The sequence below is a fragment of the Pseudomonas sp. GZD-209 genome (genome assembly GCF_049310485.1).
GTDB classification, from domain to species: Bacteria; Pseudomonadota; Gammaproteobacteria; order Pseudomonadales; family Pseudomonadaceae; genus Aquipseudomonas; species Aquipseudomonas sichuanensis.
The window spans coordinates 1-2,098 of sequence record NZ_JBMOWQ010000084.1; the positions used below are offsets into that span (position 1 = coordinate 1).

General features: G+C 69.0%; 2 protein-coding genes. Both read right to left on the minus strand.

The window, feature by feature from the left end; genetic code table 11:
• Positions 1-93: 93 nt before the first annotated feature.
• On the minus strand, positions 94-879 hold the full coding sequence (locus tag ACO6VM_RS11220; RefSeq protein ID WP_401057770.1) for a hypothetical protein: 786 nt from the start codon (positions 877-879) through the stop codon (positions 94-96).
• Positions 880-1,002: 123 nt separating this feature from the next.
• Positions 1,003-1,962 (minus strand): alpha/beta hydrolase, encoded by a 960-nt coding sequence (locus ACO6VM_RS11225; RefSeq protein ID WP_401057772.1) that lies wholly within the window; start codon positions 1,960-1,962, stop codon positions 1,003-1,005.
• Positions 1,963-2,098: the final 136 nt, after the last annotated feature.

Consider the following 2,098-nt stretch of genomic DNA (forward strand, 5'->3'; position numbering starts at 1 on the left):
CACCCCACCCCCCCCCCCCCCGCAACACCGTCTTCCCCCTGGCGATCTCCCCCCCCCCCCCCCGATAGGGTCGCAAAGCGGCCCCAGCTTTTGTCAGCGAGTGGCAATCCAGATCAGCAGCCCGGCCTGGAACACCGCAAAGGCCACCAGGCAGGTGATGGTGAAGCGCAGCCCGTTGTCCTCGCGGCGGTACTTGGCCACACGCTCGTCACGCTCGCGCAGTTGCGCTTCCTTTTCCATCAGGTTCTGCTCGGCCTGCTGCAGCATGCCGGCGGCGTCGAGGATGTCGACCCGCTGCACCTTCTCGGTATTCCAGCCGCCCTTGAGCTGGCCCACTGTGGTTTCCACCACGGCGCCCTTGAGGATCTGGCCTTCGCTGTACTCCACGGCCAGGCCGACGCTGGTCAGCACATGGTCGCGGCGCAGGCGCGTGTCTTCGTTCAGCGCGTCCTTGTTCGGCAGGCTCATGCCTTCGATGCGGTAGCCCGAGCAGCGCTGTTGCAGCCATTGCACTGCCTGGGCCAGCAGATAGCGGCCAAGCCCACGATTGAGTGGCTCCAGCTGCAGGCCGGCGTCGCTGCCGATGCGCACCAGGCGCTGTTCGTGATCGACGCGAATATCCAGCTGGTTCTGTTCCTTGCGCACTTTCTGCCCGGGCAGGCGGATTTCCATGCGCAGCAGGCTATGGGCCTTGTCATGCCGCTCGGCGTAACCGAACTGGACGAAGCGCAGCGGGCGGGCGCCGCTGTTGCGATCGGTCGGCAGGGCGGCCAGGCGCAGCAGCTGGAAGTGTTCGGCAGCCAGGTCCGCCCACGGCTGCGGGGCGCTTTCCGGGGCTTGTTCTTCGGTCGCCTCGGCGGCGGCGGGAGCATCGGTCATCAGGGCAATCCTCAGGTGCGCGGCGGCCGGGTGCTGGTGGACATCGCACGCGCAGTCACCGCCTTCTCATGCCGCGTTATCGGCAGCCATCGCCAAGACCTGAGCCTGCGGCGGCAGGAAAGCTCAGGCCGGCGGCAGGCCATGGATGAAGGCGATGATCCGTTCGCCCAGTTCGCGGGCCAGCGGCAGTTCGGGATTGCTGTAGCTGTCGCGTTGCTGGCGCATGTCCCGGGGGCTGATGCGCAACATGTGGTTCATGCCGTCGATCAGCGCCAGTTGCGCGTCGGGCTTGGCGGCCTTGAGCCGTTCGGCGTCGGCAACCTCTACCTGCACGTCGTTGCGCCCCTGAATGATCAGCGCCGGCACCTGGAGCCTGGCGAACGCCGTCGCCGGGTCCTGGCGCAGCAGTGAGATCAGGTACGGCTGCACACTGGGGCGGAACACCTGGCGCAGCGGGGCCGGTACATCCAGGCTGGTCTGCCCGGCCTGCAGGCGGTCGATCAGGGCCACGCCGCCGGCCAGTTGCGCCGCCGGCAGGCGCTGGGCCAACTGCTCGCGCAGCACATCGGCCACCGGGCGGCCGCTGCCGGCCAGGGTGATGACCGCGCTGGCGCCGGCCTGCTCGGCGGCCAGGCTGGCAATCAGTGCCCCCTCGCTGTGGCCGACCAGGATCAGCGGACCGAAACGCGGGTCGTGGCGCAGTTTCTGGCCCCAGGCCACGGCGTCGGCGACGTAGCGCTCGACGCTCAGATCGCGCTCGTCCGGGGTGGCCGGCTGGCTGGCGGCTACTCCGCGCTTGTCGTAGCGCACGCTGGCGATGTGTTCGCCGGCCAGCAGCAAGGCCAGGCGCTTGAGGTTGTCGATACGCCCGGAGGCCGGGTTGTTGCCGTCGCGGTCGGTGGGGCCGGAGCCGGCGATGATCAGCACCACCGGCGGCGGGGTGTCCTGCTGCGGCAACAGCAGGCTGCCGTGCAGCACGCCCTGGCCGGTGTCCAGGTCGATCGGGCGTTGCAGGACCGTGGGCGCGGCCTGGGCGAGGCTGGCGCAGAACAGCAGGAGCAGGGCGGCGAGGCGCGACGTCATGGAGGGGGTACTACCTGATGGGATGACAGTAGGACAGGGTGGCTTGGGGAAGGTTCTCATGCGCCACGTCGTCTGATCGCGGGGGGGGGGAACGCCCCCCACAAAACAACAAAACCGGATCGGGGGAGGAGGTTGG